At 63.9% G+C, this 24,434-nt stretch carries 23 protein-coding genes; 14 read left to right on the top strand and 9 right to left on the bottom strand.

Translation table 11 applies throughout. The features are described 5' to 3' along the window. Positions 1-4: 4 nt before the first annotated feature. Positions 5-679, bottom strand: a complete 675-nt coding sequence (locus tag J4D52_RS15955; RefSeq protein WP_025804059.1) for a hypothetical protein — start codon at positions 677-679, stop codon at positions 5-7. Between the two features lie 332 nt (positions 680-1,011). On the opposite strand from J4D52_RS15955, the gene J4D52_RS15960 reads away from it, so the two are divergent. Together J4D52_RS15960 and J4D52_RS15965 are read left to right on the top strand one after the other, a co-directional pair. Then, positions 1,012-1,716 (top strand): glutathione S-transferase family protein, encoded by a 705-nt coding sequence (locus J4D52_RS15960; protein ID WP_102677226.1) that lies wholly within the window; start codon positions 1,012-1,014, stop codon positions 1,714-1,716. A 210-nt stretch (positions 1,717-1,926) separates the two neighbouring features. Beyond that, the gene (locus tag J4D52_RS15965) at positions 1,927-2,769 is read left to right on the top strand and encodes a PhzF family phenazine biosynthesis protein (protein ID WP_102677225.1); all 843 of its coding nucleotides are present in this window, start codon (positions 1,927-1,929) and stop codon (positions 2,767-2,769) included. Between the two features lie 35 nt (positions 2,770-2,804). On the opposite strand, the gene J4D52_RS15970 is transcribed toward J4D52_RS15965, so the two are convergent. Continuing rightward, the gene (locus J4D52_RS15970) at positions 2,805-3,830 is read right to left on the bottom strand and encodes an AraC family transcriptional regulator (RefSeq protein WP_256581546.1); all 1,026 of its coding nucleotides are present in this window, start codon (positions 3,828-3,830) and stop codon (positions 2,805-2,807) included. A 200-nt stretch (positions 3,831-4,030) separates the two neighbouring features. On the opposite strand from J4D52_RS15970, the gene J4D52_RS15975 reads away from it, so the two are divergent. From J4D52_RS15975 to J4D52_RS16015, 9 genes are all read left to right on the top strand, one after another. Beyond that, entirely contained in the window at positions 4,031-6,535 is a 2,505-nt protein-coding gene (locus J4D52_RS15975; RefSeq protein ID WP_102677223.1) for an alpha/beta hydrolase fold domain-containing protein, read from the top strand. A 339-nt stretch (positions 6,536-6,874) separates the two neighbouring features. After that, a complete protein-coding gene (locus J4D52_RS15980) occupies positions 6,875-7,810 on the top strand; it encodes a Ppx/GppA family phosphatase (protein ID WP_025804054.1) in 936 nt (311 codons plus the stop codon). A 226-nt stretch (positions 7,811-8,036) separates the two neighbouring features. Beyond that, entirely contained in the window at positions 8,037-8,450 is a 414-nt protein-coding gene (locus J4D52_RS15985) for an arsenate reductase ArsC (protein ID WP_025804053.1), read from the top strand. Positions 8,451-8,734: 284 nt separating this feature from the next. Next, positions 8,735-9,706 carry a tripartite tricarboxylate transporter substrate binding protein gene (locus tag J4D52_RS15990; protein WP_102677222.1) on the top strand — a complete coding sequence of 324 codons (972 nt, stop codon included), beginning with the start codon at positions 8,735-8,737 and terminating at the stop codon, positions 9,704-9,706. A gap of 1 nt (position 9,707) precedes the next feature. Further along, positions 9,708-10,202, top strand: a complete 495-nt coding sequence (locus J4D52_RS15995; protein ID WP_102677221.1) for a tripartite tricarboxylate transporter TctB family protein — start codon at positions 9,708-9,710, stop codon at positions 10,200-10,202. 23 nt (positions 10,203-10,225) lie between these two features. Then, positions 10,226-11,734, top strand: coding sequence for a tripartite tricarboxylate transporter permease (locus tag J4D52_RS16000; RefSeq protein ID WP_025804050.1), 1,509 nt, complete (start codon positions 10,226-10,228; stop codon positions 11,732-11,734). 286 nt (positions 11,735-12,020) lie between these two features. Beyond that, positions 12,021-13,436, top strand: coding sequence for a sensor domain-containing diguanylate cyclase (locus J4D52_RS16005; RefSeq protein ID WP_102677220.1), 1,416 nt, complete (start codon positions 12,021-12,023; stop codon positions 13,434-13,436). Between the two features lie 363 nt (positions 13,437-13,799). Then, positions 13,800-14,897, top strand: a complete 1,098-nt coding sequence (gene nspC, locus J4D52_RS16010; RefSeq protein ID WP_102677253.1) for a carboxynorspermidine decarboxylase — start codon at positions 13,800-13,802, stop codon at positions 14,895-14,897. A 26-nt stretch (positions 14,898-14,923) separates the two neighbouring features. Beyond that, positions 14,924-16,159, top strand: coding sequence for a saccharopine dehydrogenase family protein (locus tag J4D52_RS16015; protein WP_025804047.1), 1,236 nt, complete (start codon positions 14,924-14,926; stop codon positions 16,157-16,159). A gap of 236 nt (positions 16,160-16,395) precedes the next feature. Here J4D52_RS16015 and J4D52_RS16020 read toward each other — a convergent pair whose 3' ends face one another. The 3 genes from J4D52_RS16020 to J4D52_RS16030 are packed head-to-tail and all read right to left on the bottom strand — an operon-like array spanning position 16,396 to position 18,259. Then, positions 16,396-17,202 carry an alpha/beta fold hydrolase gene (locus J4D52_RS16020; protein ID WP_102678057.1) on the bottom strand — a complete coding sequence of 269 codons (807 nt, stop codon included), beginning with the start codon at positions 17,200-17,202 and terminating at the stop codon, positions 16,396-16,398. Between the two features lie 20 nt (positions 17,203-17,222). Further along, positions 17,223-17,525: an AzlD family protein gene (locus tag J4D52_RS16025; protein WP_102678074.1), complete on the bottom strand. Its 303-nt coding sequence runs from the start codon at positions 17,523-17,525 to the stop codon at positions 17,223-17,225. Next, positions 17,522-18,259: an AzlC family ABC transporter permease gene (locus tag J4D52_RS16030; RefSeq protein WP_102678058.1), complete on the bottom strand. Its 738-nt coding sequence runs from the start codon at positions 18,257-18,259 to the stop codon at positions 17,522-17,524. Before J4D52_RS16030 ends, J4D52_RS16025 begins: the two co-directional genes overlap by 4 nt. 119 nt (positions 18,260-18,378) lie before the next feature. Between J4D52_RS16030 and J4D52_RS16035 the strand changes: the two genes are divergently transcribed. Together J4D52_RS16035 and J4D52_RS16040 are read left to right on the top strand one after the other, a co-directional pair. Then, positions 18,379-18,843: an Lrp/AsnC family transcriptional regulator gene (locus J4D52_RS16035; protein WP_097302836.1), complete on the top strand. Its 465-nt coding sequence runs from the start codon at positions 18,379-18,381 to the stop codon at positions 18,841-18,843. 81 nt (positions 18,844-18,924) lie between these two features. Next, a complete protein-coding gene (locus tag J4D52_RS16040; RefSeq protein ID WP_025804042.1) occupies positions 18,925-19,329 on the top strand; it encodes a DUF1801 domain-containing protein in 405 nt (134 codons plus the stop codon). Between the two features lie 120 nt (positions 19,330-19,449). Here the strand turns inward: J4D52_RS16040 and J4D52_RS16045 are convergent, their stop codons facing one another. Then, entirely contained in the window at positions 19,450-19,992 is a 543-nt protein-coding gene (locus tag J4D52_RS16045; protein ID WP_102678059.1) for an Hsp20/alpha crystallin family protein, read from the bottom strand. A 501-nt stretch (positions 19,993-20,493) separates the two neighbouring features. Here J4D52_RS16045 and hemB point away from each other — a divergent pair. Beyond that, positions 20,494-21,468 carry a porphobilinogen synthase gene (gene hemB, locus J4D52_RS16050; protein WP_038580229.1) on the top strand — a complete coding sequence of 325 codons (975 nt, stop codon included), beginning with the start codon at positions 20,494-20,496 and terminating at the stop codon, positions 21,466-21,468. Positions 21,469-21,648: 180 nt separating this feature from the next. On the opposite strand, the gene J4D52_RS16055 is transcribed toward hemB, so the two are convergent. Genes J4D52_RS16055 through J4D52_RS16065 form a run of 3 tightly spaced genes read right to left on the bottom strand, consistent with a single transcriptional unit; the run spans position 21,649 to position 24,239 of the window. Continuing rightward, positions 21,649-23,169, bottom strand: a complete 1,521-nt coding sequence (locus J4D52_RS16055; protein WP_102678060.1) for an FAD-dependent monooxygenase — start codon at positions 23,167-23,169, stop codon at positions 21,649-21,651. Between the two features lie 52 nt (positions 23,170-23,221). Next, complete coding sequence (locus J4D52_RS16060) at positions 23,222-23,836, bottom strand: LysE family translocator (RefSeq protein ID WP_097302840.1); 615 nt, start codon at positions 23,834-23,836, stop codon at positions 23,222-23,224. 34 nt (positions 23,837-23,870) lie between these two features. Beyond that, a complete protein-coding gene (locus J4D52_RS16065) occupies positions 23,871-24,239 on the bottom strand; it encodes a VOC family protein (protein ID WP_102678061.1) in 369 nt (122 codons plus the stop codon). Positions 24,240-24,434: the final 195 nt, after the last annotated feature.

Genomic DNA, 24,434 nt, shown 5'->3' on the forward strand with positions numbered 1-24,434 from the left:
CGCATCAGGTCGGGCAGCTTTCCTCGCCGTTATCCAGGCCCTGCTTGTAGCTGCGGCTGTCGAGGGTGGCCTTGCCGTTGTGCCAGGTCAGGGTCAGCACGTAGAGCGAGTCGAAATCGTTGGAGGCCCAGTCGTCGGTGATGGTGCGTTTTTCGCCGACGGCTTCCCGCGCCACCTTGTTGATCAGCTCCGGCAGGTAGCCGTGGGACCAGGCGGTGTAGATGATCGAGTTGTGGTAGCGGTCGTGCAGCAGCTCGTCGGCCAGGGCGCTGGTGTCGTTGGCCGAGAACTCGATGTTCACCGGCAGGCCGAGCTTGATGGCGCTGGGGCTGATGGTCATCAGCGGGCGGATGTAGCTGTAGGAGTTGTCGAGCTCGCCTTCCTCGACATTGCGCGTCGGGTTGGCGGCGAACACGTAGTTGGCCTTGCCGAATTTTTCCGGCAGCAGGGAGGCGAGGTCGATGGCGCGGTTCAGGCCCTGGCAGTTGAGCTGGCCGAGGCCGCCGGCGGGTTTTTCCGCGTGGCGCAGGAAGATCAGGGTCTGGGTGCCGTCCACCGGCTGGGCGCGACTTTCACTGGACTCCAGCGACAGCAGCAGCGCACTGGTCAGCATCAGCGCCGGAAAGAATACGTAGGACCGGCGTTGCAGGCGTTGGGTGAAACTCAGCAGATTCTTCATTTGATTGTGGGTACTTCAGCGCAATCGGTTAAGGCTGACAAACCTTTCCACGGCGAGCTCCCGGCTTCGCGTGGTTTTCCCTGTCATTGAACGAGTGTTCTACCTGTAGGTAGTGCTCTGAGTCCCAGGACGCCTTTTGGTTCGATCCGAGCGTGGGACTGCGAGCGTGGGCCCGTTACTTTATCCGCACCGCTGTCTGGCTGCCGGGAAGCTTAACCACCGGATGTTTCGAATTTAAGAATGCGCGCCGCGAACCTATGCCTGTAATCTAGCGCCGTCGCCGCCCGGCCCGGGGCCTCGGCCTTTCATCTGACCGTCATTGGAAGCCTGTCATGACCGATCTCTCCGCATTCCCCATCACCCAGAAATGGCCTGCGCAGTACGCCGACTGGATCCAGCTGTATTCCTTGCCGACCCCCAACGGCGTCAAGGTCTCGATCATGCTCGAAGAGATCGGGCTGCCCTACGAGCCCCATCGCGTTAGCTTCGAAACCCATGACCAGATGTCCCCCGAGTTCCTTTCCCTGAACCCGAACAACAAGATCCCGGCGATCCTCGATCCCCATGGCCCGGATGACCGGCCGCTGGCGCTGTTCGAGTCGGGGGCGATCCTGATCTACCTCGCGGACAAGAGCGGGCAACTGCTGGCCCAGGAATCCGCCGCGCGCTACGAGACCATCCAGTGGCTGATGTTCCAGATGGGCGGCATCGGCCCGATGTTCGGCCAGCTGGGCTTCTTCAACAAATTCGCCGGCAAGGACTACGAGGACAAGCGGCCACGGGACCGTTATGTCGCCGAATCCCGCCGCCTGCTGAGCGTGCTCGATAGCCGCCTGCAAGGTCGCGACTGGATCATGGGCGAGCGCTACACCATCGCCGATATCGCCACCTTTCCCTGGGTGCGCAACCTGGTCGGTTTCTATGAAGCCGGCGACCTGGTGGGCTTCAAGGACTTCCCCAACGTGCAGCGCGTGCTGGAGCGTTTCCTCGCGCGCCCGGCGGTGATCCGCGGCCTGGAAATTCCCAAGCCTGTCTGACACCCCCACACCTTGTAGCCGCTGGCGAAGCCTGCGCTCGGCGACGCAGTCGTCGTAAAAAGGCTCAACGCGTTGTGCCAGACAGGGCGCGTCGTCAGGTTCTACGCCGACTGCGTCGTCGAGCGCAGCCTGCGGCAGCGGCTACAGGTTTCCATTTTGCAGGTCAGGCCGGTCCAGGCCTGACCGTGTTCATTCAGACAAGGACCCGCAATGAGCCGATTCGATTTCAAGCAGGTGGATGTCTTCAGCAACGAGCCGCTCAAGGGCAACCCGGTGGCGGTGGTGTTCGGCGCCGACCCGTTGAGCGATGCGCGCATGGCGGCGTTCGCCAACTGGACCAATCTCAGCGAAACCACCTTTATCCTCGAGCCCCAAGACCCGCGGGCCGACTATCGCCTGCGGATTTTCACCACCCTGCAGGAACTGCCGTTCGCCGGCCATCCAACCCTCGGCAGCTGCCATGCCTGGCTGGAGTCCGGCGGCGTGCCCAAGGGCGAGGAGATCGTCCAGGAGTGCGCGGTGGGCCTGGTGCGCATTCGCCGCAACGGCGCCGAGCTGGCGTTTCTCGCGCCGCCCTTGCTCAAGTCCGGCCCGGTGGAGGCCGGGTTGCTGGAGCAGGTGCGCCAGGGCCTGAGGCTGGCGCCCGGCGCCATAGTCGACGCGCAATGGGTGGACAACGGCGCTGGCTGGCTGGCGGTGCTGCTGGCCGAGCGCGGTCAGGTGCTCGACCTGCAACCCGACTACGCGCAACTGACGGGCCTCGCGGTGGGGGTGATCGCACCCTGGAACCCCGAGCGCGATGGCGACGCGGCGCAGTTCGAAGTGCGCGCCTTTATTGCCGGCGACGGCATGCCGGAAGACCCGGCCACCGGCAGCCTCAACGCCGGCATCGCCCAATGGTTGCTGGGCGCGGGCCTGGCACCGGCGTCCTACGTGGTCAGCCAGGGCCTGAGCATGAGCCGGGCCGGGCGCATCCAGGTCGAGCGGATCGGCGATGAAGTCTGGATCGGCGGCTCGGCGGTGACCTGTATCGAGGGCAGCCTGCGGTTGTAGGCGAGGGCGCTCCCCAGTCCGGCCCGGCCTGTCGTCTAAGTGGCCTTGGACGCGTGGCGATAGGTTCTGGGGGATACGCCGTACCAGCGTTTGAAGGTCTGGGAGAAACTCGACAGGTCGCTGTAGCCCAGTTTCTCGGCGATGTCGGTCAGCTTGAGCGCAGGGTCGCCGAGCAGCTCCAGGGCCGCGACGCTGCGCGACTGCTCCAGCAGGTGCCGGTAACTCGTGCCTTCCTGGTGCAGGCGCCGTTTCAAGGTGCGCTCGCTGAGATTGACCAGGCTGGCCATGCTCGGCAGGTCTGGCGGTGCGCCCAGGGGGGTGATGTTCAGGTACTGGCGGACCAGGTTGGCGGTGCCCGTGCGGGGGATCCGGCGCTCCATCAATTGCGCGCACATCTGCTCGCACATCGAGACGGTGACGGTGTTGGCCTGGGGCAGCGGGCGGCTCAGCAGCGAACGCTCGAAGGCCAGGCTGTTGCTGTCGGCGAGGTAGTCGGGGCGCACGCCAAGAATATTGCCGGCACTGGCGGCCGCCTGATCGAACGGGCGTTTCTTCTTCAGGGTAAAAACCGCCAGGGAGAACTCGCGGCCAGCTATTTCCTTGAGCAGCACCGCGGCGGCGGCCATGTCGCGCTCGATCACAAAGTCCCTGAGCGACTCATCCGCCAGCGCCGGTTCGGTGAACGTCAGGATGCCGAGCGGCGGTTGCTCATGGTAGGCGATCCGGGTGAACGCGTAGGTCAGCGGCAAGAACCGCAGGGCCAGCTGCAAGGCGTCACCGGCGGTCGCGCTGCTGATCAGGCCATAACCGAACAGCCCGTAGGTCGAGAAGTGATAGCGCTCGCCTACCTGGTAGCCCAGCCCCTGCGGGTGCCCCGACAGGTTGAGCAGGTTATTGATCAGGCGCAGTTCCTGGGTGCATGACAGCTCGAAGTTGGGATCGGCCAGCCGGCTCAGCGACAGGCCCGAACCGGCCAGCAATTGCGCAGGCGAGAAGCCTCTTTCGCGACCGAAATCCACCATCAGCAGGGCACTGGCCGGTCCTCGCAACAACTCCAGCATGTTCATGCTCGCTACCCGGGTCAGGGAAAGGAATTGGCCTGAATACTAAAGTATCTGTCCCTTTGCGTCATGGGCCTGGCGAGGCCGGGCAAGCATGATGGGCGCACAGGCTACGCTGATCGGGATTGCCGGGAAGGCTGTGGACCCCATCATGCGATGACCTGCGCCTGCCCATGAAAAAACAAGAAAAGAGGTGCCTCATGCCCCAACTCGAACCCGACCTGCCATCGACGTCGCCACTCACCGCCGTGATCATCGGCAGCGGTTTTGCCGGCATCGGCATGGCTATCGCGTTGCGCAAGGCCGGCGTCACGGACTTCATCATTCTGGAAAAACAGCAGGATGTCGGCGGCGTCTGGCGGGACAACAGTTACCCGGGCGCGGCCTGCGATGTGCCGTCGCATCTGTATTCGTTTTCATTCGAACCCAACCCCGGCTGGACGCGGATGTTTGCCCCGCAAGCGGAAATACAGCGTTATCTGCAGCATTGCGTGCGCAAGTATGAGGTGGCGCGGCACATCCGCTTCGGCGCTGAAGTACAGGCGGCGCGATTCGACGAGGCCAGTGCGCAGTGGTGCGTCACCGAAGTCGGTGGGCGGGTGCATCGCGCCGCCTTGCTGATCAGCGCCACTGGCCAGCTCAGCCGACCGGCGTTGCCGACGTTCGAAGGCATGCAGGCGTTCAAGGGACAGGTGTTCCACTCCGCCAACTGGGATCATGGCTACTCGTTGGCGGGGAAACGGGTGGCGGTGATAGGGACGGGCGCGTCGGCCATTCAGTTCGTGCCGGCCATCGCCGACTCGGTGGCGCAGCTCAAGGTGTTCCAGCGCTCGCCGGCCTACATCCTGCCCCGGCCCGATCGCGCCTACAGCGACGAAGAAAAGCAGCTGTTCGCCAGGAAGCCCTGGCGCATGGCGCTGCATCGTGCCGCCATCTACCTGCGCTACGAATCCAGGGCCCTGGGTTTTACCCGCCTCAAGGGCCTGATGACGTGGGCGGTCGGCCTGCCGTTTCGTCGCTTGTTGAACCAGTCGGTGGGCGACCCGCAGCTGCGTCGGCAACTGATCCCGGATTACCCCATCGGCTGCAAGCGCATCCTGCTGTCCAGCGATTACCTCAAGACCCTGGCCAGGCCCAATGTGCAGTTGATCACCGAAGGTATCGGGCGCATTACCGAGCAGGGCATTGAGACGCTGGACGGCAAGCACCACCCGGTCGATGCGATCATCTACGGGACGGGGTTCGCGGCGACGCAATTCCTTGCGCCGATGACGATCGTCGGGCGCGGCGGGCTGGAGCTGCAGCACGCCTGGGAGCAGGGCGCACGCGCCTATCTGGGGCTGGCGGTGCCGGGTTTTCCCAACTTCTTCATGTTGTATGGCCCCAATACCAACCTGGGGCACAACTCGATCGTCTACATGCTGGAAAGCCAGATATCCCATGTCATGCGCTGCTGGCGCGCGATGCACAAGGCTGCGGCCACCACCGTCGAGGTCGATGAGCAGACGGAGCAGCGTTTTCATCAACGGATACAGCGCCGCCTGGCCGGTTCCGTGTGGAGCGGTTGCCAGAGCTGGTATGTCGACGCAGCGGGCCACAACAGCACCAACTGGCCGGGCTTCACCTTGTCCTATCGCTGGCTGACCCGTTATTCGGCATTGCGCGCCTATGGTTTTTCCAGGGCGCTGGCCAGCGAGTCGGGCCAGGTCTACGGGCGGCTGGTCGCCGAGCCCCGTGATGGCCTCGAAGTCCTCAGTGCCGGCGTGTTGCGCCAACTCTTGCGGCTGAGCTTCCGGGCGCTGATCGGTCCGCCGCGAAGCCTTGCCGCACAGCGGCGTATCGTCAACGGCTTGTCGTGGTCGATGCCGGGCTGCGCGGGCGTGAGCCAGGTACGGGCGCAGGTCTCGGGCGTACCGCTGCAGGTGCTGGCACCGGACCATACCGAGGCGGATGGGGTGATGCTTTATCTGCATGGCGGCGCCTTCTGCCTGGGCAGCCCTGGCACTCACCGTAGTCTTACCAGCCGCCTGGCCCGGGAAGCGGGGATGGCCGTCTGGGTACCGGACTATCGGCTGGCGCCGGAACACCCGTTTCCCGCTGCCCTGGAAGATGCCTTGGCCTGTTACCAGGCGATCCGGGCGCAAGGCTATTCGGCGCGGCAGATCCTGCTGGCCGGCGACTCCGCGGGTGGCTCTCTGGCCCTGGCCCTGGCGCTTACCCTGCAACAGCGGGGCGAACCCTTTGCCGCGGGCCTGCTGCTGTTGTCCCCGGTGACGGATGCGACGCTGAGCGGGTCGACCCTCATCACGCGCCAGTACGCCGACCCCATGCTGCGGCGCGACTGGCTCGAGCAAGGGCTGCGCGCCTATGCAGCGCCTGCCGATAGCCCGTTGCACAGTCCATTGACCGCCGACTTGCGCGGCTTGCCGCCGATGCTGATCCAGGTGGGGGATCAGGAGTTGCTGCTGGCGGACTCCACGCGCCTGGCCGAGCGCGCGCTGCACTGCGGGGTGGCATGTCGCCTGGAAGTGCATGCGGCGAGGTGGCATGTGTTCCAGTTGCAGGCGTTCTACTTGCGTTCGGCCAGGCAGGCCCTGCGTTCAGCGGCGCTGTTCGCTCGCAGCCGCCTGGAGGATCGTGGCGAGCCTGGTGCCGATGCGCATGCGGGAGCGGCGGAGAGGGATGTCGCAGCCCTTGATGGCTAGGCAGGTTTTCCCGATCCGGCAAGCTTGTCGCCAGGATTTTCGGGCAAAAAAAAGCCGCCCAAGATGGCAGCGTTAAAGGAGAGCACGCATTACTGATAACGCGAGTATCGCCGCGAAAAATGACCAAATGATGACAGCCCCCTTGCCGCCGTAAAGCCTTTGAACCCATTCCGTTACCGGGCTGCGGCGGGGCAAGGCCTGGAGAGCGCCAGCCGAGCGTATCAAGGCGGGCGGCTGTCATCTTGGCGTCATCGACGGCATGGCAAGATCGCCGCAAACCCTCTTGGGTGCTCGACAGGCTGCGGCCTGCCGGTTGATCAACCTGCCAGGAATCCCCCCATGAAAGGCGACGCCTCTCTGTTCGCAGCCATTGATCTTGGGTCCAATGCGTTTCGCCTGATGATCGGCCAGCCGGTCAGGCGCAGCCAGGGGTTCATGATCCAGGAAGTGAAGACCCTGCGCGAGCCGGTGCGCCTGGCGGAGGGCTTCCAGGAGGGCACCCTGGACGAGCTGGCGCTGGACCGGGGCTGGCAGGCGCTGGCGCGCTTTGGCAAGAAGCTGCGCGGTTTCGAGGCCGGGCGGGTGCGGGCGGTGGCCACCAGCGCTGTGCGCGAAGCCGACAATGCGCCGCTGTTCCTGGCCAGCGCGGAGCGCCACCTGGGGTTTCGCATCGATGTCATCTCCGGGCATGAAGAGGCGCGACTGGTGTACGCCGGCGTCGCCCATACGGTGCCGGGCAGCGAAAGCATGCGCCTGGTGGTGGACATCGGCGGCGGCTCCACCGAGTTGATCCTGGGCCAGGGCGCCCAGCCCTTGCTGACCGAGAGCATCGCCATTGGCAGCGGGACCTTCGGCGCGCGCTACTTTCCGGGCGGTGCGGTCTCGGCTCACGCCCTGCAGGAAGCCGAGCGCATGGCCAGCCTGAAGTTCGAGAAAGTCGCCCGGCGCTATCGCCAGCTGGGTTGGCAGCAGGCCATAGGTTCCTCGGGCACCGCCCGGTTCCTGGCCAAGGTGCTCAAGGCCAACGGCCTGAACGACTATGGCCAGGACGGCATCACCTACGGCGGGTTGTTGCGCCTGTCGTTGCGCCTGCTGGAAGCCGGGCATGTCAAACGCCTGAGGCTGGCGGGGTTGCAGTCCCATCGCCTGAGTATCCTGCCCGGCGGCCTGGCGGTGATGCTGGCGGCGTTCAAGGTGTTTGGCGTCACCCATATGACGCCTTCCGAGCCGGGGCTGCGTTTCGGCGTGCTGCATGGCCTGATATGTAACAACTGATTACCAAGTATCATCTGCAAACCGCTGGCCTTCCTCCGGCCAGCGGTTCCCGCCAGGGTGTTCTGTCGCTCTATTTCAATCCTTCGCCGGCCACGCCGGAATCAATCGACGAGGCAACGCCTGCGCGCCGTCGTCGCGGCATCCCGTGGTCGAAAAACAGGCTGTAATAAAAAGTGCGATTTTCCGGGGCACTATCCCAGCAGTCTGAAAACAGGGGACATGAACCATGAGTGACAAACGCCGCGTGCTGTTCGTGTGCGCCAGGAATGACGCCCGCTCGCTGATGGCCGAAGCGCTGCTGCGCCACGCCGACGCCGAAGATTTCGATGCCTTTAGCGCCGGCCTGGAGGCCAGCGAGATCGACCCGCGCACCCTGGAGTCTCTCGAGCATATCGGCATCGACACCGAGGGGCTGCGCAGCAAGGCCCTCGACGAGTTCGCGGGGCAGCAGTTCCACTATGTCATCACCCTGTGCGACAAGTCCTCGGAAGAGGCCGCGCGCATGCCGTCCTCCGGCGAGGTGATCGTCTGGAACTTCGAGGACCCGGTCACCAGCGACAAACATGAACCGTTCCGCCACACCCTCCAGGAAATCCACGATCGGCTGCATATGTTCATCACCGTGAAAACCCGCTCGTGATGGGCAAGGATCGCCGATCCTCTCTTGCTGAATCGCTGATTCTCCCTCGCTGACAAGCACGGCCGGGCCTTGTACCGGCCAACCCCTTGCCACCCCGAACCAAGACTCCCCAGGCGCGCCCTTGGCGGGAGCGCCTGGCCCTGGTCGTTTTGTTTACCCTGGGCTCTCTCCTCTGGCGGTCGCCAACCTCTGGCCGTCTACACTTAACCCCAGGCCACACAGGGCGACTGCCCTGGGCGCATTCAACCGGTATCAACAAAAACAATAGTCTCGGGAGAAACCTGATGTTCACAGCACTGCGTCGATTCAGCCGCGGCCTGGCCATTGCCGCCAGCCTCGCCACGCTCACCCTCGCAACCCCGGCGTTTGCCCTGGATACAGTCAAGTTCATGGCCCCGGGCTCCGTGGGCGGCGGTTATGACCAGACCGCGCGGGTCCTGGGCAAGGCTTTGCTCGAGGCCGGCACGGCCAAGTCCGTGACCTTCGAGAACAAGGGCGGCGCCGGTGGCACCCTGGGGCTGGCGCAGTTCGCCAACAGCACCAAGGGCGACCCTAATGCGCTGCTGGTGGTGGGGGCGATCATGGTCACCGCGGTGGAGCAGAACAAGCCGCAGATCAGCCTGAAAGACGTGACGCCGATCGCCCGCCTGTTCACCGAATACAACGTGTTCGCCGTGCGTGACGAGTCGCCCTACAAGACCCTCGAGGAGTTGCTCAAGGACTTCAAGGCCAACCCGGCCAGCATCAAATGGGGCGGTGGCTCCAAGGGCTCCATCGACCATATCGGCATCGCCGAGCTGGCGAGCAAGATGGACGTGCCGGTGAACAAGGTGAACTACGTCGCCTATGCCGGCGGCGGCGAAGTGGTGGCCGCGACCCTGGGCGGGCACATCACGGTGATCACCGGCGGTTATGCCGAGCTGGCCAAGTACGTGCAGTCCAAGCAGTTCCGCCTGCTCGCCATCGGCGCTCCGGAGCGCGTTCCCGGCATCGATGCACCGACCCTCAAGGAGAATGGCTACGACGTGATCATCGGCAACTGGCGCGGTGTCTATGGCGCGGCCAACCTCACGGCCGAGCAGCGCAAGCAAGTCACCGACGCGGTCCTGGCCGCCACCAACAGCAAGGTCTGGCAGGACAATGTGAAAGCCAACGCCTGGTCGCCGAGCATCCTTACCGGTGATGAGTTCGGCAAGTTCGTAGCTGAGGAACACCAGCGTCTGCGGGCGATGCTGGTCAAGGTCGGGCTGCTTTGAGATGGCCGGGCGCAGCAGGGTCGCGCTGTCGCAGTTGGCGATTGGCCTGGGGCTGGTCGCCGTCAGCCTGGTGCTGGTCATCGGCGCCTTGCGCTTTCCGCCCGAGATGGGCTTCGTCATCCTCGGTGCCCATGTCTATCCCTGCGCCGTCGGCGCCTTTCTGGGGGCCGTGGGCCTGCTGTTGAGCTACCAGGCCTGCACCGGTGGTTTCCGCGAGCTGGCCGAACCCGGCGACGACAGCGCCCAGGCCCAGCCCGGCGGCAGGCTGGGGGCGGCCTGGGTCACCGCTGGCCTGGTGGCGATTGCGGTGCTGATCAACCTGATCGGTTTCGTCCTGGCCGCCGGGTTGTTGTTTGCCTGTTCGGCACGGGGGTTCGGCAGTCGGCGTCCGCTGCGTGACCTGGCCATCGGCATCGCCCTGACTCTGCCGATCTACTGGCTGTTCAACGCCGGGCTGGGCGTGGCCCTGCCACCCCTGGTCAACGCCTGGATCTGAGCCGGGCCGAAGGAGGTCACAAGGTGGACATTCTCTTGAGCTTGGCAGCAGGTTTTTCCGCGGCGCTGGCGCCGATCAATCTGCTCTGGGGTTTTATCGGTTGCCTGCTGGGCACGGCGATCGGCGTGTTGCCGGGGATCGGCCCGGCACTGACCGTGGCCCTGCTGTTGCCGATCACCGCCAAGGTCGATCCCACGGGCGCGCTGATCATGTTCGCCGGGATCTATTACGGCGCACAGTTCGGTGGCTCGACCACCTCGATCCTGCTCAATACCCCGGGTGAGTCGTCGTCCATGGTCACCGCCCTGGAGGGCAACCTCATGGCCCGCAACGGCCGCGCCGGGCCGGCCCTGGCCACCGCGGCGATCGGCTCGTTTTTCGCCGGCACCATCGCCACGGTGTTGCTGACCCTGTTTGCTCCCCTCGTCGCCATGCTGGCGTTGAAGTTTGGCCCCGCGGAGTATTTCGCGATCCTGGTGCTGTCCTTCACCACGGTGTCGGCGGTGCTCGGCGCGTCCATGCTGCGCGGTTTTGCTTCGCTGGGGCTGGGCCTGAGCATCGGCCTGATCGGCCTCGATTCGACCTCGGGCATTGCCCGCTACACCCTGGGCGTTCCCGAAATGGTCGATGGCATCGAAGTGGTGCTGGTGGCGGTCGGTCTGTTTGCCGTGGGGGAGGCCTTGTACAGCTTGCTGTATCAGAAGGAGGAAGCGTCCGGCCGGCATCGCCTGACGTCGCTGTGGATGACCCGCGCGGACTGGAGGCGCTCGATTCCCGCCTGGCTGCGGGGCACCCTGATCGGCTTTCCCTTCGGTTCGATCCCGGCCGGCGGCGCGGAAATCCCGACCTTCCTGTCCTATTCCACCGAGCGCAAGCTGAGCAAGCACCCACAAGACTTTGCCGCCAACAAGGGACAGGGCGCCATCGAAGGGGTGGCCGGCCCGGAAGCTGCCAACAATGCCAGCGCCACCGGTTCCCTGGTGCCGCTGCTGACCCTCGGCATCCCGACCTCCGCCACCGCGGCGATCCTGCTGGCGGCGTTCCAGAACTACAACCTGCAGCCGGGGCCGCTGCTGTTCCAGACTTCCGGCGACCTGGTCTGGACCCTGGTGGCCTCGCTGTACATCGGCAACGTCATCTTGCTGGTGTTGAACCTGCCGCTGGTCGGGCTCTGGGTGAAGCTGCTGCGGATCGCCCGGCCGTACCTCAATGCCGGGATCCTGGTGTTCGCCTCCATCGGCGTGTATGGCATGCGCCATTCGTCCTTCGACCTGTTGCTGATGCTGGCGATCGGCTGGGGCGGGGTGCTGATGCGGCGTTTCGACTTCCCGGTCGCGCCGGTGATCGTCGGCATGCTGCTGGGGCCGATGGCGGAAAAACAGCTGCGCAATGCCTTGTCCATCAGCCAGGGCGACTGGTCGATATTCGTCACCCAACCCATATCCGCCGCCTTCCTGGCGATGACCCTGCTGGTGCTGCTGGTGCCCCACCTGCTGCATGCCCGGGGCATCAAGTTGCAAGAGGATGATTGAGCGGTGCGGGCCCCGCGATAGGCTTCTGGAGCCGGCTAAGGTCGTGCCGCATCGAGCGGCGTGCCTGGCGCCCGGCAATGAGCTGGAATAGGTAAATGGAGCATGGAACCTAGGGACTTTACCAGGGTCAACGGCTGCACTTCCCGGTAATGTCCCAGCCCTGGCTTGGGTTCTTCAAGGACGAAGTAAAGGATGAGGAATGATTTCCTGCGTCTGACGGGGCGGCAAGCGCCTTTGCCCCAGTCGAGATCCCTACGACCAATAGCAATAAAACAGGGTGCCGGTGATGCAAGAAGTGGTAACCAAGGTTTTCTCTGGCTTCGACAAGATAAAAGTCTCGGTGTCGGTGTTTGTCCTATGTTTGCTGGCGGGGGCTTTTGTTGTCGTCAAATTGAATTCGGCCGCGCGCGAGGCTGACTCGGCCCATACCATTCAAGTAGCCAGCAGTTACGCCAGCTCGATCGAGAAAGTCATACAGCACGCTTTGTCATCGACCAATACCCTGGCGGTAATGGTCCATCAGGGGGAGGGCAAGGTTCCGCATTTCAACCAGCTGGTGCGCTACATGCTGCCCATGTACAAAGGCGCCTTTGCATTGTCGCTGGCGCCGGAGGGCGTGATTCGGCAAATAGAGCCGGCCGCTCCCAATATCCTGGTCAAGAACCATGATCTTTTCGAGGGCAAGGATCGGGTCGAAGTCATCAAGAACGTTCGTGAAGGCGAGTTGCTGTTCCGCGGGCCATTCACCTTGATCCAGGGGCCGCAGGGCGCGATAGGAACGTTGCCGGTATTTCTGCAAGAACCCAATGGCAGGAAGTACTTCTGGGGTTACACGGTCGTGACCTTGAAGTTTCCGGATGCCTTTGCCGACTCGGATTTACCGTCCCTGGAGAAGCTGGGTTATGCCTACAGGTTTTCCGGGGTGAACCCGGAAACCGGGCAGGAAGAGGTGATCCAGGCATCCGCCGCACCCTTGGGCGCGGCGGCCGCGCGCATTCCGGTAACCCTGTACGAGGCGCAGTGGGAGCTTCGGGTTTCCAGGATCGCCGACTGGCGAAATACCGGTCTGCTGCTGTTCCAGGCTTTTCTGGTGCTGCTGGGGGCCACGCTGATGGCCTGGCTCGCTTACTCCCTGGCGACCTTGGACCAGCAGCGAAAAAGACTGCAGGAAATCGCCATGTACGACCCCTTGACCCACCTTCCCAATAGACGGCTGCTGGGCATGAAGCTCGATGCGATTCTCGAAAGAGTGCAAGGGCGCAACGCCAAGGTGGTGGTCTGTTATCTGGACCTGGATGGCTTCAAGCTGGTCAACGATAACCTGGGGCATGCGGCGGGTGACCAGTTGCTGATCATCATCGCCGATCGCCTGCAGTCCTGTCTGAGGGAATGTGACCTTCTGGCACGCGTGGGCGGCGATGAGTTCGTTGTGGTCCTGGATGACCTTGGATCGATCGACGAAGTGGCCCCGATTCTCGACCGGATCATTCATGTGGTCGGCCAGCCGCTGATGATCTCGGGAGTGAAGGCCGATGTTTCCGCAAGCCTCGGCGCGGCGTTCTACCAGACCCATGGGGTGGAAGCGGATCAGCTGTTGCGGGCCGCGGACCAGGCCATGTACCTGGCCAAGAAACTGGGGAAGAACAGATACGTGTTTGCGCAAAGCGAGGGGCCGGGCAGGGTTGCCCAAGTCGGCAAATGACCGCCAATCATCGGGCTGTCTACCCACCTGGGCCGCAAAGCGCTTCGAGCCGCCAGCGCATTTGTCATCAGCCCGTGGTTTTCTATCCATGACGCTCGTCGATTTCCAAAGGCCAAGCCCTAACCGACGGTACTCGGCGAGCGGCCGCCGCGAGCACACGACACCGCGCATGGTCGGCGCAACGCCAGGGAAGACACCCCCTCGGGGGTACCCGGCGATGCCCGGAACGGACCCGCGGGCGGCTCGTTCCGAGCATGAGACGAAGCCCTGACTCAGCGAACTGACCGTCCGCCCTTTCGATATGCCTTCAGTGAAGGCACAATGCGCATCCTTTTTTTGGCTGGCCTGGCCGGAGGCCTCGAAATGATCAAAACGCCGTACTACCTCATCGACAAACAGAAACTGCTCGGCAACATGGAGAAGATCGCTTACGTGCGCGAACAGTCCGGGGCCAAGGCCCTGCTGGCGCTCAAGTGCTTCGCCACCTGGTCGGTGTTCGACCTGATGCAGCAGTACATGGACGGCACCACCTCGTCGTCGCTGTACGAGCTCAAGCTCGGCCGGCAGAAGTTCGCCGGCGAGACCCACGCCTACAGCGTGGCCTGGGCCGACGATGAAATCGAAGAGATGCTCGACAACTGCGACAAGATCATCTTCAACTCCATCGGCCAGCTGCAGCGCTTCGCCGCGGCGTCCGAGGGCAAGGTCCGCGGTCTGCGGGTCAACCCCCAGGTGAGCAGTTCCGATTACCTGCTGGCCGACCCGGCGCGTCCGTTCAGCCGCCTGGGCGAGTGGGACCCGGTAAAGGTCGAGGCGGTCATCGAGCAGATCACAGGCTTCATGTTCCACAACAACTGCGAGAACAGCGACTTCGGCCTGTTCGACCAGATGCTGGGCACCATCGAGGAACGTTTCGGCCACCTGCTGCACAAGGTCGAATGGGTCAGCCTCGGCGGCGGCATCCATTTCACCGGCGAAGGCTATGCCCTGGATGAGTTCTGCGCGCGCCTCAAGGCGTTCTCCGAGAAGTACGGCGTGCAGGTCTACCTGGAGCCGGGCGAAGCGGCGATCACCCAGAGCGCCTCGCTGGAAGTCACCGTGCTCGACACCCTCTACAACGGCAAGCACCTGGCGGTGGTCGACAGCTCCATCGAGGCGCACATGCTCGATCTGCTGATCTATCGCCTCAATGCCAAGCTGGCGCCCAGCGCGGGCGAACACACCTACATGGTGTGCGGCAAGTCTTGCCTGGCCGGAGACATCTTCGGCGAGTACCAATTCGATCGTCCGCTGACCATCGGCGATCGGCTGTCGTTCGTTGACGCGGCGGGTTACACCATGGTCAAGAAAAACTGGTTCAACGGCCTGAAAATGCCGTCCATCGTAGTGAAACAACTCGACGGTAGTGTCGAGGTGGTTCGTGAATTTGGGTTCGAAGACTACCTGTCCAGCCTCTCGTAAGCTGGCGGAAAGGAGAGATAAAGAAATTGAAGAAGAACGTTCTTATCATTGGTGCAGGAGGTGTCGCCAAGGTGGTGGCCCACAAGTGCGCGCAGCACAACGACGAACTCGGTCGTATTGCTATCGCGTCGCGCAACATCTCCAAATGCCAGGCCATCATCGACAGCGTCAAGGCCAAGGGCAGCCTCAAACAGCCTGCTGAAATCAAGGCCTACGCGCTCAACGCGCTGGACATCGAGGCGACCAAGGCGCTGATCCGCGAGACCGAATCGCAGATCGTCATCAACGTCGGTTCCGCCTTCCTCAACATGTCGGTGCTGCGTGCCTGCATCGATACCGGCGTGGCCTACCTGGACACCGCCATTCACGAAGAGCCGGGCAAGATCTGCGAGACGCCGCCCTGGTATGGCAACTACGAGTGGAAGCACCTCGAGGAATGCCAGCAGAAGAACGTCACCGCCATTCTCGGCGTGGGCTTCGACCCGGGTGTGGTCAACGCCTATGCGGCCCTGGCCAAACAACAGTATTTCGACCGCATTGATTCGATCGACATTCTCGACGTCAATGCCGGTTCCCATGGCAAATATTTCGCCACCAATTTCGATCCGGAAATCAATTTCCGCGAATTCACCGGACAGGTGTGGAGCTGGCAGAACAACCAGTGGACCAGCAACACCATGTTCGAAGTCAAGCGCACCGACGACCTGCCAGTGGTCGGTTCGCAGAACCTGTACCTGACCGGTCACGATGAAGTGCACTCGCTGTCGAAGAACCTCGACGTGCCCAACGTGCGCTTCTGGATGAGTTTCGGCGAGCACTACATCAACGTGTTCACCGTGCTCAAGAACCTCGGTCTGCTCTCCGAGCAACCGGTCAAGACCGCCGAAGGCCTGGAAGTGGTGCCGCTGAAAGTGGTCAAGGCCGTGCTGCCCGATCCCGCCTCGCTGGCGCCGGGCTACACCGGCAAGACCTGCATTGGCGACCTGGTCAAGGGCACCAAGGATGGCCAGCCGCGCGAAGTCTTCATCTACAACGTGGCCTGCCACGAAGAAGCCTTTGCCGAAACCGACAGCCAGGGCATTTCCTACACCGCGGGCGTACCGCCGGTGGCCGCGGCCCTGCTGGTGGCTCGTGGCGAATGGGATGTGCAGCGCATGGTCAACGTCGAGGAGCTGCCAGCCGAGCCGTTCCTCAAGGCGCTGGACCTGATGGGCCTGCCGACCCGGGTCAAGGACGAGAACGGCGACCGTCCGTGGAACTGATTCACCTCCCGCTGTAAAGAAACCAGGCGCGCATGGATGGCGTGCCTGGCTCTCGATGTCTACCCCCCCCCCCGCTAAAACAACACAGCCCCCGCATTTGACGTCCTGCATTCGAAGTTCCGCAGTCGAAGGCATGGTCGCGACCCTGTCCGGTCAACGCTGAAACACCGCCTGCACCAGGGGCGAGTGCGCATGGCCGAGCAACGCCACTTATTCCATCGGCGGGTATGGCCCCGTTAGTCGTTATCGATCTGCAGATGCTGGTGCACCGCATCCAGGACCGCCTCCGGTGCTTCGCGGTGAGGGACGTGATGACAGTTTTCCAGGATCAGGCGGCGCTGGCGCGCGGTCGCCAGCCGGGCGATGCGCTCGGGGTGCAGCAGGGAGCCGTATTCGTCGTCCGCGCCATGCAGCACCAGCAGCGGGCAGTCGATGGAGGGCACGGTGCTTTCCAGGGTCCAGGGCTGGAAGGTTTCCGACAGCCAGGTCTCGGTCCAGGCCGCGAGCACCCAGGGCGCCTTGTCGCCGTGATACCGCTGCAAGCGCTCCATCTGTCCCGGTGCCTGGAACTGCTGCTTGGCGAACTGGATGCCGTGGCGGGTGCGGTCTTCGACAAAGGCTTGCGCCGACTCGGTGATCAGCGCCTGGCAAGGCTGCGGATAAAGCGCCGCGCAGGTCGCCGCCATGGCCCCGCCAACGCTGTGCCCTAAGGCCACGAAACGCTCGATACCCCATCCCGCCAGCAGCAGGGGGAAGAAGCGCTCGGCCTCGTCCCGGATAAACCCCATGGGCAGGTCCCCCGGGTAGGCATCGGACTGGCCGAACCCCAGCCGGTCGTAGGCCAGCACCTTGCGCCCGGTGAGCTGGCAGAGCCGCTGCGGAAAATCCCGCCACAGTTCCACGCAACCAAGGGAGTCATGAAACAGCACTATCGGCGGTCGCGGCCGCTCACCGGTTTCGCCGGCCGGCGCCCAGCAACGGGAAAACAGACGGCCACCGGGTGTAGCTATCCAACGGGATTCTTCGCTGACAGATGCTGGCATTGCAGTCCTCGATTTAGCGCTCAGGCGGGCAACAGGTAACGTAATGTCGCGGTTGCCAGGATGGCAATCAACACCACGGGAAGAAGGGGCAGGCGCGTGGCGGCGAACAGGGTCAGCGCCAGGGCGATCAGGTCCGCGGGATGGCCGCTGACGAACTTCGGTGTGATCACGGCAATCAGTACACAGCCCGGCGCCGCGAGCATGACCTCCTGCACCGTGGGGCTGAGTGTGCCGTTACGCAGCAGGACGAAGCCCAGCACCCGGGTGAGGTAGGTCACGCCGGCCATCGCCAGGATAGTCAGTAGGGTTGGCGCGTCGATCATGATTTCGCCCACAGATAAGCTGCGATAAGGCCGGCCACGGTACCGGCCAGCACATACCAGCCCCCCGGGATCAGCCGGTAGAACAGCGCGGCGGTGACCAGGCTGAACAGCCAGGGCAGCGCTGCATGCACCCCGCGCCACATGCCGCGCAGCAACACCAGGAAGACCGCGGCAAAGGCCATGTCGAAGCCGTAGGCGCGCAGGTCGCCCAGCACCGGGCCGATGATCGCGCCCAGGGCGGTGAACAGCATCCAGGTCAGCCACAGGCAGAGCGCTACGCCGAGAAAATAGCCCAGGCTGAAGGCCGGGACGCCCGAGGGCCGGTCTTTGAGCCGGGCGTCGGCCAGGCCCATGGCCCAGCTTTCGTCGCACATCAGGAACAGCGACGGCAGCGCCTTGCTCAGCGGCAGATGTTGCAAGTAGGGCGCCAGCGCGGCGCCCATCAGCAGGTGGCGGCTGTTGACCAGTAGCGTCATGGCCACGATCACCAGCACCTGCGGCGGGGAAGACCAGAGCTCGATGGCGGCGAACTCCGAGCCGCCGCCGAAATTCAGGCCGGTCATCAGCGCCACTGCATAGGCGCTCAGGTCCTTTTGCGAGGCTTGCGCCCCCAGCACCAGGGCAAAGGGGATAAACCCCAGCAGCACCGGCAAGACGGCCTTTGCGCCGCGTGACAGTTCTCTTTCGAATTCCCCGTTGCGGCTGGCCGCCAGGGTCGGATTGCTTTTATTCATGATTCACCTCCAGGTTGGGTAATTATTCCAGCCATCGAGAGAAATCGGATTGCCAAGATAGGGAGAAACCCATGAATATTGGCATCTGTAACCTCTAAATAAACAATTTGTGGATTTTAATGCCGATGGAACTTGACGCTACGGATCGTCGCATCCTGCGAGCCCTTCAGCGCGACGGGCGCTTGCAGAATCTCGAGCTGGCCAAACAGGTCGGCCTCTCGCCATCGCCCTGCCTGAGGCGCGTGCGCCTGCTGGAAGAGGCTGGCGTCATCGAGCGTTATGTGGCGCTGGTCAATCCCTTGAAGATCAATATGGCACTGACCCTGTTCGTCCGGGTCTGGCTGACCGGGCAGGACGAGGTCACGGTGGACCGCTTCGTCAATGCCGTGCGCGAGTTGCCTGAAGTGCTGGAGTGCCATCTGATGGCGGGCGACTGTGATTTCCTGCTGCGGGTGGTCGCCTCGGACCTGGAGGCCTATCGGCAGTTCCAGATCAAGCACCTGGCCCGCATCAAGGGCGTACAGAGCCTGAAGACGGAAATTCCCATGCAGAAAATCAAACTGAGCACCGAACTGCCGGTGTGATGCTCGTCGGTTACCTGGAGGGAAACGGCTCGTCGGCGATACTCAAGGGTCGGGACGAGACCCCTCCAGAGGATGACCAGGATGAAAAAGCATACCCGCGACGCCACGCCGGCAGAGCAGAGCGGCTCCGCTTCACAGCTGATAGACGGGCGCATCGAGGAGCTGGGCGACTGGCGCGGCGAGATGCTGGCCCGGGTCCGGGGGCTGATCAGGCAGGCCGACCCGCAGGTGGTCGAGGAGTGGAAGTGGCGCGGGGTGCCGGTGTGGTCTCACGGCGGCATTCTTTGCACCGGCGAGACCTACAAGAGCGTCGTGAAGCTGACCTTCGCCAAGGGTGCTGCGCTGGACGACCCGGCAGGCCTGTTCAACGCCAGCCTCGAGGGCAATACCCGACGGGCGATCGATCTGCATGAGGGTGACAGCCTTGACGAGGCCGCCTTGCAGGCGCTGATCCTGGCGGCCGTGGCGCTCAACCGCTCGCGCTGAGCGGGGCATTCGTGTCTGATTGTCATGCGCCTTGCCGACACGATGGATTCACAGTCCCTATTGTTGGCCGGCAAAAAAAGCCCCTTGCCGGTTGCCCGGCAAGGGGCTGGCTGGCCTGGGTCATTCGCCCTTGATCTGCACGACCTTGTCCGCAGTCATGGCGGCAGGTTTTTTTGGCAGCGAGATGCTCAGCACGCCTTTGCTGAAGCTCGCCTCGATCTTCTCGGCATCGACCCCTTTGGGCAGGTTGAACACCCGCTCGAAGGAACCGTAATGACGCTCGCTCAGGTGGTAGCCCTTTCTGTTTTCTTGCGTTTCCTCTCTCTTTTCACCCTTGATGATCAGGCTGCCGTCAGAGAGTTTGATCTCGATATTCTTCTGATCCATGCCGGGCAATTCGGCAGTGATTTCGAAGCTTTCGTCTTTCTCGGTGATGTCGACGGCAGGCATGCCACGGCCGATCAGTTCGCGCCGCCAGAACGGATCCACATCGAACAGCCCACGGCTGAAGGGAGACAGGCCGGGGCCGCGATTGAAGTCATCGAACAGGTGATCGACCTGTTGCCGCAGTTTTTCCAGGGGTTGCCACAGGTCGCTCATGGTCGAGCGCCGGGTGGCCTTGTCTTCAGTCTGGATCGGCATTTTTTTCACGGAGTTGGCCATTTTCGCTTCTCCTCCCGGGTTGAGGGCGGGCCGCGAGCCCTCCCTGGGGCGACCCGCCACGACAGAACGGCAACCGGGCCCGCAGGCCTGCAAGCCCGGTCTTTCCGCCCACGACAGCCATCCCGCGAAACGTGCTGCCAAGGGGCTCGATTTGAGTGCTCGAGGATGCCCGGCAGGCGATCCGCCAGGGCCGTCTCCATGGGGCGGGCGGTCCTGCACACGCGAGCAATACCTGCCGCAGGCACTGGCCTTCAAGGCCCGCGCGAACGGCTCGGGCGTGTGTTATTTAGATCGAAAATCGGCCCGACAGTTGCGCCTCGGGCCATTTGTCTGACAGGCGTAACCCTCCGTGTTCACGGGCATTGTTACCAAAGCGGAAACGCAGTCTTGGCGACGCGGTGTTTGTGCCGGTCGCGGCTTCGGGCATAAGCTTCGCTCTTTTTAGCTGCGGTCGTTATCCCACCCAGTCTTGTCTTACTTGGCCTGCCCTGAGGAAATCCCATGTCCAGCCAGTTCCCCCAAGCCCGTCCCCGTCGCCTGCGCCGTTCCGAACAGATGCGCAGCCTGTTCCAGGAAACCGAGTTCAGCCTCAACGACCTGGTGCTGCCGATTTTTGTCGAGGAAGAGATCGACGATTTCGTGCCGATCAAGAGCATGCCGGGGGTGATGCGCATTCCGGAATCCAAGCTGGCCGGGGAGATCGAGCGTTACGCCCGCGCCGGGATCAAGTCGGTGATGACCTTCGGCGTCTCTCACCACCTGGACAGCAACGGCAGCGACACCTGGAACGACAACGGCCTGGTGTCGCGCATGTCGCGGATCGCCAAGGACGCGGTGCCGGAGATGATCGTGATGTCCGACACCTGCTTCTGCGAGTACACCGACCACGGCCACTGCGGCGTGCTGCATGGCCATGAAGTGGACAACGACCAGACCCTGGTCAACCTCGGCAAGCAGGCGGTAGCCGCGGCCCGTGCCGGCGCCGATGTGATCGCGCCGTCGGCGGCCATGGACGGGCAGGTCCAGGCCATCCGCCGCGCCCTGGACGAAGCCGGCTTCACCCAGACCGCGATCATGGCCTATTCCACCAAGTTCGCCTCGGCGCTCTACGGTCCGTTCCGCGAGGCCGGTGGTAGCGCGTTGAAAGGCGACCGCAAGAGCTACCAGATGAACCCGATGAACCGCCGCGAAGCGGTGCGCGAGTCGCTGCTGGACGAGCAGGAAGGCGCGGACTCGCTGATGGTCAAGCCGGCCGGTGCCTACCTGGACATCATCCGCGACATCCGCGAAGCCTCGCGCCTGCCGGTGACGGCGTATCAGGTCAGCGGCGAGTACGCGATGATCAAGTTCGGCGCCCTGGCCGGGGCCATCGACGAGGCGCGGGTGGTGCGCGAAAGCCTGGGTTCGATCAAGCGTGCCGGGGCGGATCTGATCTTCACCTACTTCGCCATGGACCTGGCGTTGAGCGGGATTTGACGCGCTCCAGCGGTGTTCCAGATGTAAATGCATAGCCCTCAAGGGCCTCATCGCGGGCAAGCCTCGCTCCTACAGAAGAAGATGGCGTGCTTCTGTAGGAGCGAGGCTTGCCCGCGATTGCGTCAGCTCTAACACCGCAAAAAATCCCTGCTGCCCAGTCGACTGCGGCTGCAACGCTACTCACAACGCAATCTTGCGCTCCTCGAAATACCGCTCCATGACCTTCGGGTCCGCCGACTTTTCCGCCAGCGCCACGTAGGTGTCCGGCCGCAGCAGGTAGAAGCCGTTGCGCGCCAGGCCGGCGGCCTGGTGCGCCGGTTCCCAGTCGAACACCGTCAGCGGCAGTTGCCGCTCGGCGCACCAGGCGCGCAGGGCGTCGCTGGTGACGCCGTACACATGCACCTGCCACCCCAGGTGGTCGAGGCTGGCGAAGTTGTCGGTGACGGCGCCGTGGGCCCAGGGCAGGCGATCGCCGCCGTGGACATGGCCGGCGCTGCCGCAGCTCAGGGGCATGTCGCGGTAGTTGAGGGTGATCTGCGACACCGTGCGAAACAGGAACTCGCGCGCCGCTTCCACCGCGGTCACCTTGGGAATCAGCAGCGGCGCCAGGCGGGTGCGCAGCAGATTGGCGATCGGCCCGTCGGCGGTGATGAAACTGAACACCCGGTCGGTGGTGGCCACCAGGCGCCGGGCGAATTCGATGCGTTCGAACTCATAGGTCGCCAGCAGGTGCTCTTCGGCCTTGCCGCTGAGCACCGCGGCGAGTTTCCAGGCCAGGTTGATGGCGTCGCCGATCCCGGTGTTCATGCCCTGACCGCCGGCCGGGCTGTGCACATGGGCGGCGTCGCCGAGCAGGAAGGCGCGGCCGCTGAAGAAGCGCTCGGCCACCCGGTGATGCACGCGGTAGGTGGAGAACCAGTTGACCCGGTCGACCTGGACCTTGAGGCTGTCCATGGCGCGCCGGCTGACGTCCTCGAACTTGAGGGTTTCCGCGTGTTCGGCGCGCTCGTCGCGCACCGTGCCGATCAGCCGTGCCCGGCCTTCGCCGGCCAGCGGAAAGACCGCGAGGAAATCCGCCTCGTCGAGGTCGGCGTGCAGCTCGCCATTGAGCGCCGGGCCCTGGGCGTCGACATCCGCCACATAAAACACCTGCTGATAGGTGCCGCCGGGAAAGTCGATGCCCAGGGTCTTGCGCACCGTCGAGCGGGCGCCGTCGCAGCCGGCCAGGTAGAAGGCCTGGCAGGTTTCCTCCTGGCCGTCGGCGCCGCGCAGCTGGGCGCTGATCAGGTGGCCGTGGTCGGTGAAGCTCAGCAGTTCGGTCTGGCGCTCGACCGTCACACCGAAACGCTCCAGGCGCTCGATCAGCAATTGTTCGTGCTGGTCCTGCGGGTAGATTTCCAGGAAGGGGTAGGGCGTCAGGTCCGCGCCGATGCTGCTCAGGGGTAGGTGGGCGGCCTGTTCGCCCTTGACCCAGAGGTTGGCGGCCGGCACCCGGTGACCCTGGTCGAGGATGGCCTGGGTCAGGTCCAGCTGGCGGTACAGCTCAAGGGTCCTGGCCTGCACCGCCAGGGCCCGGGAGGTAGTGCCCGGGCCGGCGGTCAGGTCGAGGATGCGCACCTTGACCCCCTGGCGGCTCAGCCACAGCGCCAGAACCAGGCCGGTGGGGCCGGCGCCAATGATCAGTACGTCGCTGCGGTTCATGTCCTTGTCCTCGTCGAGAGATCAATGTCATGCCGGTGTTGCGTACAACGGTTCAGCGCTGGGCGAACGCCAGGTTCAGGCCCAGGGCGGCGAAGCTGGCGGCAAAGCTGCGGCGCAGCCAGTTCTGCACCTGGGGCGACTCGATCACCGCCTTGCGGAACAGGTTGGCCAGCAGGCCGTAGACCACGAACACGGCGAAGGTCATGGCCATGAACACGCCGCTCAGGCCGAGCATCTGCATGGCCGGCGACGGGCCGTCATGGCTGATGAACTGCGGCAGGAAGGCCAGGAAGAAAATCGTCAGCTTGGGGTTGAGGATGTTCAGCAGGCAGGCCTTGAGCACCAGGCCGCCGGCGCTGGCGGCAGGAGCGCTGGTGTCCACGGCGAAGGCCGAGCGGTCGCGCCAGGTGGCGTAGGCCAGGTACAGCAGGTAGGCGACCCCCGCGAACTTCAAGCCCTGGAAGGCCAGCGCGCTGGTGTGCAGGATGGCCGACAGGCCCAGCACCGAAGCCAGCAGGTGCGGGACTATCCCGGCGGTGCAACCGATGGCGGTGAACAGGCTGGCGCGCTTGCCGGCCACCAGCGCCGTGGAAATGGTCAGGATCACGCCGCTGCCGGGGATCAGCACGACGATCAGCGAGGTCACGAGAAAATCCAGTGAGAGCATGGCGCAGGGAACTCCAGGGCAGGGGATGGGGGGCTCAGGTCTGGCTGAACACTTCCAGCAGGTGGCCGTCGGGGTCATCAAAATACACCCGGCGAGCGCCTTCATGGCGGTTGATTTCATTGGGGCGCTGCTTGCCCGGGTCGGCCCAGAACGCCAGGCCGCGCTGGCGGATGCGTTGCAGTATCGGTTCGAAGTCGTCGGCGGCGACGAGAAAGGCATAGTGCTGGGACGCGATGGGCGGGTCGTTGTTGTAGTAATCCAGGGACACGCCGTTATCCAGCTGCACCACCAGCATCGGACCGAAGGGCGTCGGTGGCGGCAGGTCGAGCAGGTGCACGAGAAAATCCGCCGACCGTTGTTTGTCGCGGCACCAGACGATGGTGTGGTTGAGTTGCACGCTCATGATGGGCCCCGCGTGTTGTTTTTCTGTGGGCGATGAGGTTTCAGATTAGGTGAAATTCGCCGTCGGTCACGGGGAATGCTCAAATGGCCTGTCGTTGGTACGGAACAGTGCGGCGCCTTGAGGGTCGATATCCGCGGCCGCGTGCCTCATTCAACGTCTTCAAGGCGCGGGCCACCTTCGGAATTACTGGGAAGC

The sequence above is a fragment of the Pseudomonas sp. GW460-12-10-14-TSB1 genome (assembly GCF_017349775.1).
In the GTDB taxonomy this organism is placed as follows: domain Bacteria; phylum Pseudomonadota; class Gammaproteobacteria; order Pseudomonadales; family Pseudomonadaceae; genus Aquipseudomonas; species Aquipseudomonas piscium.

What these genes read in the sequence shown, in the direction of transcription:
- J4D52_RS15955 (WP_025804059.1), bottom strand. Translation starts at nt 679, where the DNA reads ATGAAGAATCTGCTGAGTTTCACCCAACGCCTGCAACGCCGGTCCTAC.
- hemB (WP_038580229.1), top strand. Translation starts at nt 20,494, where the DNA reads ATGTCCAGCCAGTTCCCCCAAGCCCGTCCCCGTCGCCTGCGCCGTTCC.
- J4D52_RS15990 (WP_102677222.1), top strand. Translation starts at nt 8,735, where the DNA reads ATGTTCACAGCACTGCGTCGATTCAGCCGCGGCCTGGCCATTGCCGCC.
- J4D52_RS15985 (WP_025804053.1), top strand. Translation starts at nt 8,037, where the DNA reads ATGAGTGACAAACGCCGCGTGCTGTTCGTGTGCGCCAGGAATGACGCC.
- J4D52_RS16040 (WP_025804042.1), top strand. Translation starts at nt 18,925, where the DNA reads ATGAAAAAGCATACCCGCGACGCCACGCCGGCAGAGCAGAGCGGCTCC.
- J4D52_RS15970 (WP_256581546.1), bottom strand. Translation starts at nt 3,830, where the DNA reads ATGCTGGAGTTGTTGCGAGGACCGGCCAGTGCCCTGCTGATGGTGGAT.
- J4D52_RS16060 (WP_097302840.1), bottom strand. Translation starts at nt 23,836, where the DNA reads ATGCTCTCACTGGATTTTCTCGTGACCTCGCTGATCGTCGTGCTGATC.
- J4D52_RS16025 (WP_102678074.1), bottom strand. Translation starts at nt 17,525, where the DNA reads ATGATCGACGCGCCAACCCTACTGACTATCCTGGCGATGGCCGGCGTG.
- J4D52_RS16020 (WP_102678057.1), bottom strand. Translation starts at nt 17,202, where the DNA reads ATGCCAGCATCTGTCAGCGAAGAATCCCGTTGGATAGCTACACCCGGT.
- J4D52_RS16035 (WP_097302836.1), top strand. Translation starts at nt 18,379, where the DNA reads ATGCCGATGGAACTTGACGCTACGGATCGTCGCATCCTGCGAGCCCTT.
- J4D52_RS16055 (WP_102678060.1), bottom strand. Translation starts at nt 23,169, where the DNA reads ATGAACCGCAGCGACGTACTGATCATTGGCGCCGGCCCCACCGGCCTG.
- J4D52_RS16030 (WP_102678058.1), bottom strand. Translation starts at nt 18,259, where the DNA reads ATGAATAAAAGCAATCCGACCCTGGCGGCCAGCCGCAACGGGGAATTC.
- J4D52_RS15975 (WP_102677223.1), top strand. Translation starts at nt 4,031, where the DNA reads ATGCCCCAACTCGAACCCGACCTGCCATCGACGTCGCCACTCACCGCC.
- J4D52_RS15995 (WP_102677221.1), top strand. Translation starts at nt 9,708, where the DNA reads ATGGCCGGGCGCAGCAGGGTCGCGCTGTCGCAGTTGGCGATTGGCCTG.
- J4D52_RS16005 (WP_102677220.1), top strand. Translation starts at nt 12,021, where the DNA reads ATGCAAGAAGTGGTAACCAAGGTTTTCTCTGGCTTCGACAAGATAAAA.
- J4D52_RS15965 (WP_102677225.1), top strand. Translation starts at nt 1,927, where the DNA reads ATGAGCCGATTCGATTTCAAGCAGGTGGATGTCTTCAGCAACGAGCCG.
- J4D52_RS16065 (WP_102678061.1), bottom strand. Translation starts at nt 24,239, where the DNA reads ATGAGCGTGCAACTCAACCACACCATCGTCTGGTGCCGCGACAAACAA.
- nspC (WP_102677253.1), top strand. Translation starts at nt 13,800, where the DNA reads ATGATCAAAACGCCGTACTACCTCATCGACAAACAGAAACTGCTCGGC.
- J4D52_RS15980 (WP_025804054.1), top strand. Translation starts at nt 6,875, where the DNA reads ATGAAAGGCGACGCCTCTCTGTTCGCAGCCATTGATCTTGGGTCCAAT.
- J4D52_RS15960 (WP_102677226.1), top strand. Translation starts at nt 1,012, where the DNA reads ATGACCGATCTCTCCGCATTCCCCATCACCCAGAAATGGCCTGCGCAG.
- J4D52_RS16045 (WP_102678059.1), bottom strand. Translation starts at nt 19,992, where the DNA reads ATGGCCAACTCCGTGAAAAAAATGCCGATCCAGACTGAAGACAAGGCC.